The sequence below is a fragment of the Micromonospora maritima genome, from assembly GCF_902825405.1.
Taxonomy (GTDB): Bacteria; Actinomycetota; Actinomycetes; order Mycobacteriales; family Micromonosporaceae; genus Micromonospora; species Micromonospora maritima.
Map to the genome: position 1 here is coordinate 1 of NZ_CADEAU010000339.1, position 5848 is coordinate 5848.

At 72.9% G+C, this 5848-nt stretch carries 4 protein-coding genes; 3 read left to right on the plus strand and 1 reads right to left on the minus strand.

The genetic code is table 11. The features are described from left to right. Positions 1–111: 111 nt before the first annotated feature. Complete coding sequence (locus HUW36_RS23755; protein ID WP_174530207.1) at positions 112–597, minus strand: SigE family RNA polymerase sigma factor; 486 nt, start codon at positions 595–597, stop codon at positions 112–114. Between the two features lie 168 nt (positions 598–765). Between HUW36_RS23755 and HUW36_RS23760 the strand changes: the two genes are divergently transcribed. The 3 genes from HUW36_RS23760 to HUW36_RS23770 all read left to right on the plus strand — a co-directional run. Then, the gene (locus HUW36_RS23760; protein WP_174530208.1) at positions 766–2325 is read left to right on the plus strand and encodes an LPXTG cell wall anchor domain-containing protein; all 1560 of its coding nucleotides are present in this window, start codon (positions 766–768) and stop codon (positions 2323–2325) included. A 223-nt stretch (positions 2326–2548) separates the two neighbouring features. Then, complete coding sequence (locus HUW36_RS23765) at positions 2549–3985, plus strand: 3' terminal RNA ribose 2'-O-methyltransferase Hen1 (protein WP_174530209.1); 1437 nt, start codon at positions 2549–2551, stop codon at positions 3983–3985. Continuing rightward, positions 3982–5848: polynucleotide kinase-phosphatase (locus HUW36_RS23770; RefSeq protein WP_174530210.1), on the plus strand; the 1867-nt coding region annotated here is incomplete at its 3' end. The genes HUW36_RS23765 and HUW36_RS23770, both read left to right, overlap by 4 nt.

A 5848-nucleotide genomic window follows, 5' to 3' on the forward strand; every position in this document is an offset into this window, starting at 1 on the left:
GGCGACGCCGGCGACCGCGCGTCACCGCCCGGTCGATGGCGGCGCGGACCGGGCCGGTCGGCGGGGCCAGTTCCTCGTGGCGGGCGAACGCCGCCCGCAGCTCGTCCTCGATCATGAGCAGACCTCCACGTGTGCGGCTCGGAGGGTGGCCAGGGCGCGCGAGATGCTGGACCGGACGGTGCCGACCGCACAGCCGAGCACCTCGGCGATCTCCGCGTCGGGCAGGTCCTCGTAGTAGCGCAGCACCAGCGCCGCGCGTTGCCGGCGCGGCAGCCCGGCCAGCCAGGTCCAGACCTGGTCCCGGTCCACCGCGGACTGGGCGTGGTCCGCCCGCGCCGGCACCGTCTCGTCCGGCTCGCCGCGCAGCAGCACCCGACGGGCCCACGAGCCGCGCCGCCAGTCGACGAACTGGTTGGTCAGCATCCGGCGCACGTACCGTTCGGGCGCGTCGCTGCGCGCCACCCGACGCCAGTGCAGCTGGACCCGGACCATGGTCTCCTGCACCAGGTCCTGGGCCTGGTGCGGGTCACCGGTCAGCATGACCGCGTACCGCAGCAGGGCGCCCAGCCGCGCGTCGGCGAACTCCTCGTACGTCACTGCACCTCCCGGTGTCCCGATTGGAGGACGGATCCGGGGAGCCGGAACGTTGCGGCATCCGTGATCAACCGTTCGGTCAATGTTCGCCGGCCGGGGCAGCGGGTCGGCTTAAGGAATCTTTAAGCTCCACGGGCTCCACCTGATCACCCCCACGGGAGGACCCCCCTCATGCTCAGCAACTCCACCCGGCGTTGGCTCGCCGGGTTGGGCGTCGCAGGCGCGTTCGTCGCCGCCTCCGCCACCCCCGCCGTCGCCGGCGGATCCCAGATCAAGCTGGGCCTCTACTTCAGCGACACCACGATCGCCACCAACAGCGACGGCAAGATCGAGCGGAGCAGGCTCTTCAGCTCCGCGCCGACCGTGCTGCACGACGTCGCCATCCGCTACGACTTCTCCGACCTGGCCGGCAAGGTGACCGTCGGCGACGACGACCCCTACTGCAGCAACCCGTCGGAGTATGTGCTGCTCTGCACCGACCCGTTCGAGATCGACGTCGACGAGTGGGGCTCGAACGGCATCTTCGAGGTGGAGCTCAAGGCCACCGACAAGGCGAAGGACGGCGATGCCGGCACGCTGAAGGTGACCATGACCGCCGCCGGCTACGACCCGGTCTCGCACGACGCGAAGATCCGGATCGGCGAGGGCGTCGACCTGGCCGCCGGCCAGGAGATCGAGACCTCGGCCGCGCCGGGTAAGGCCTTCACCGCTCCCGTCACGGTCGGCAACGCGGGCGAGACCGCCGCCAAGGGCGCCGTCGCCATCTTCTACAACGACTACGGCCTGAACGCGGCCAAGCACTTCAACAACTGCACGTACGTGGGCGACGAGCTGCGCACCTGCAAGTTCGACGAGGAGTTGCCGGCGGGACGCACGTTCAGCGCGTCGATGCCGTACGTCCTCGGCGCGGACACCTACGCCCCGAGCTCCAAGTACGGCGAGATCATCTGGATGACCCCGGCCGAGTTCGAGGACTTCCAGAAGGACGTGGACTTCTACCAGGAGACCATCGGTGAGCCCGGTACCGACGGCAAGCTGGCGCTCGTCCCGGCCGCCAAGGTGACCTCTCAGGGCTTCCAGGCCGACCGGCAGCCGGAGAACAACGGCACGATCCTGACGGTCAACGCGACCGGCAAGAACGGCACCGACCTCGAGGCGCTCGGCACCTCGGTGACCGGCAAGGCCGGCGCCACGGTCAAGGCGACCTTCGGGCTGCGCAACAACGGCCCGGCGACTCTCGACTACAACCGGGCGGGCAGCTCGGTCACCTACCTGAGCTTCGACGTGCCGCAGGGCACGACGGCGGTCGCCGTGCCGGAGAACTGCATCACCAGGAACGGCGACGAGTGGGGCGAGCCGGGCGAGCCGGGCCAGCGCCACTACTTCTGCTACTTCGACAGCGTGCTGAAGGCCGGCGACTCGGCGATGCTGGACTTCTCGCTCCGGGTCGACAAGGTGATCGCCAACGCGACCGGGCCGGTGAAGATCAATGCCACGTGCCAGTGCGACGGCGGCTTCACCCGTGACCTGAAGCCTGCCAACGACACCGCCAAGGTCGTCGTGAACGCCGCCCCGGCTGGCGACGGCGGCCAGGGTGGCGGTGACGGCGGCACGCTGCCGATCACCGGTTCCTCCACCGGCCTGATCGCCGGCATCGGCGCGCTGCTGCTCGCCGCCGGCTTCGGCGGCTACGTGGTGGCCCGCCGCCGCAAGACCCGCTTCGTCGCCTGACCAAGCGCACCGCGGTGCCCCGCCGACCACCCCGGTCGGCGGGGCACCGCCGTATCCGGACCACGAAAGAACCAACCAGACAGCGCGGCGCGGGCGGAGAACGACCACGTCAGGTTTCCGGGGAGTCCGACCCGCGCAGGGATCAAGCCTGACCGCCCGGAGCGGGTCGGGCTCCCCGGAAACCCCCACGACACAGCCAGAAGATCAAGGGACCATCGAACCCGTGCTGCTGACCCTCACCACGACCCACCGCCCCGCGACCGACCTCGGCCACCTCCTCGTGAAGCACCCGGACCGCGTGCAGAGCTTCGACCTGCCCGCCGGCGTCGCGCACGTGTTCTACCCCGAGGCGGACGAGGCGCGGTGCACGGCGGCGCTGCTGGTCGAGGTCGACCCGCTGAAGCTGGGCGCCGGTCGGGGCCGCCGGCAGGCGACCGCTCCGGAGGGCTTCACCCTCGGGCAGTACGTCAACGACCGCCCGTACGCGGCGTCCAGTCTGCTCTCCTCCGCGCTGGCGAAGGTCTTCCGTTCGGCGCTGCGCGGCGAGTCGCGGGACCGTGCCGAGCTGGCGACCACCGCGATCCCGCTGACCGTACGGGTGCCGGTGCTGCGCTGCCGGGGCGGCGCCGAGCTGGCGGTACGGGTGTTCGCCCCGCTCGGCTGGACCGTGACGGCCACGCCGATCCCGCTCGACGAGGCGTACCCGGAGTGGGGTGACAGCCGGTACGTCGACCTGACGCTGACCGGCACGCTGCGGCTCGCGGACGCCCTGAACCACCTGTACGTGCTGCTGCCCGTGCTGGACGACGCCAAGCACTACTGGGTCGCGCCGGACGAGGTGGACAAGCTGCTGCGGGCCGGATCCGGCTGGCTGGCCGGCCACCCCGAACGGGGTCTGATCACCCGGCGCTACCTGGCGCACCGGCGGGCCCTGGCGGGTGCGGCGCTGGCCCGCCTGGCCGAGCTGCGCCTGGCCGACGAGCCGACCGCCGACGACAGCATCGACCCGGAGCAGCCCGTGGAGACGCCCCGGGCACCCCTGGCCGCACAGCGGCGGGAGGCGGTGCTCGCCGCGCTGCGGGACAGCGGCGCGAGCCGGGTCGTGGACCTGGGCTGCGGCGGCGGCGCGCTGCTCACCTCGCTCGTCGCCGACCGGCGGTTCACCGAGGTGGTCGGCGTCGACGTCTCCGACCGGGCGCTCGGCCTGGCCGCCCGCCGGCTGCGGCTGGACCGGCTGCCCGAGCGGCAGCGGGACCGGATCCACCTGCGACAGTCCGCGCTGACCTACCGGGACGACCGGCTGCGCGGCTACGACGCGGCGGTGCTGATGGAGGTGGTGGAGCACCTCGACCCGCCGCGGCTGCCGGCGCTGGAGGACGCGGTCTTCGGTCACGCCCGTCCGGGCACCGTGGTGGTGACCACGCCGAACGTCGAGTACAACGTCCGCTACGAGGGGCTGGCGCCGGGCCGGTTCCGGCACGCCGACCACCGGTTCGAGTGGACCCGGGCGGAGTTCGCCGCCTGGGTGGGGCGGGTGGCGGCGGCGCACGGCTACACGGCCACGATCACCGGGGTGGGCGACGCCGACCCGGAGCTGGGCACACCGACCCAGATGGCGGTGCTGACCCGTGACGACCGGAAGGAGGAGACGAACCGATGACCGTCCTGGACATTCCCGAACTCGCCCTGGTGGCGCTGGTCGGTGTCTCCGGCTCCGGCAAGTCCACGTTCGCCCGCCGGCACTTCACGCCCAGCCAGGTGCTCTCCTCGGACACGTTCCGGGGCCTGGTGGCCGACGACGAGAACGACCAGTCCGCGTCCGCCGACGCGTTCGACGCGCTGCACCACGTCGCCGGGATCCGGCTGCGGCGGGGGCGGCTGACCGTGGTCGACGCGACGAACCTCCAGCCGCACGCCCGGGCCGGGCTGATCCGGGTGGCCCGGGAGCACGACGTGCTGCCGGTGGCGATCGTGCTGGACGTGCCGGAGACGGTGGCCTGGGAGCGCACCGAGGCCCGCGCCGACCGGACCCACGGCCGGCAGGTGCTCACCCGGATGCGGCGGGACCTGCGGCAGTCGTACGGGCGGCTGGCCCGCGAGGGCTTCCGAAAGGTGCACGTGCTGCGCGGGGTGGAGGAGATCGACGCCGCGGAGATCCGCTTCGAGCGGCTGTTCAACGACCGGCGGGAGCTGACCGGCCCGTTCGACGTGATCGGGGACGTGCACGGCTGCCGTACCGAGCTGGAGACGCTGCTGTCCCGGCTCGGCTACGCGCTGCGGCACGACGACGCGGGCCGCCCGGTGGACGCGGCGCACCCGTCGGGGCGTACCGCGGTGTTCGTCGGCGACCTGGTGGACCGCGGCCCGGACTCGCCAGGCGTGCTGCGCCTGGTGATGGGCATGGTGGCGGCCGGCCACGCGATCTGCGTGCCGGGCAACCACGAGCAGAAGCTGCTGCGCAAGCTGCGCGGCCGGGACGTCCGGCTGACCCACGGCCTGGCCGAGACGATGGAGCAGCTCGCCGCCGAGACGCCGGAGTTCGTCGCCGAGGCGGAGACGTTCATCGACGGCCTGGTCAGCCACTACGTGCTGGACGGCGGGCGGCTGGTGGTGGCGCACGCCGGCCTCAAGGAGGCCTACCACGGCCGGGCGTCCGGCCGGGTGCGGTCGTTCGCGCTCTACGGCGAGACCACCGGCGAGACCGACGAGTACGGCCTGCCGGTGCGCTACCCGTGGGCGCGCGACTACCGCGGCTCGGCGATGGTCGTGTACGGGCACACGCCGACGCCCGAGCCGGAGTGGGTGAACAACACCATCTGCCTGGACACCGGCTGCGTGTTCGGCGGCAAGCTGACCGCGCTGCGCTACCCGGAGAAGGAGCTGGTCGCCGTTCCGGCGGTGCGGGAGTGGTACGCCCCGGCCCGCCCGCTGGTGCCGCCCACGCCGGCTCGCCCGGACACCGTGCTCGACCTGGCCGACGTGACCGGGCGACGGCACCTCAACCACGCGTACGGGTCGCTGACCGTGCCGGCCGAGAACGCGGCCGCCGCGCTGGAGGTGATGAGCCGCTACGCGGTCGACCCGGGCCGGCTGGTCTGGCTGCCACCGACCATGGCGCCCTGCTCGACCTCGACCGTGGACGGGTTCCTGGAGCACCCGGCCGAGGCGTTCGCCGACTACCGCGCGGCCGGCGTCGACCGGGTGGTCTGCGAGGAGAAGCACATGGGCTCCCGGGCCGTGGTGCTGGTGGAGCGGGAGCCGGGGCGGTTCGGCGGCGGGGCCGTGCACACCCGTACCGGCCGGCCGTTCTTCGGTCCGCCGCTCGACGACGAGCTGCTGGCCCGGGTACGCGCGGCGGTCACCACCGCCGGCCTCTGGGCCGAGCTGGGCACCGACTGGCTGCTGCTCGACACGGAGTTGCTGCCGTGGTCGGCGAAGGCGGGCGGACTGATCCGCGAGCAGTACGCGGGGGTCGGCGCGGCCGGCCGGGCGGCGCTGCCGGCGGTGCTCGCCACGCTGGACG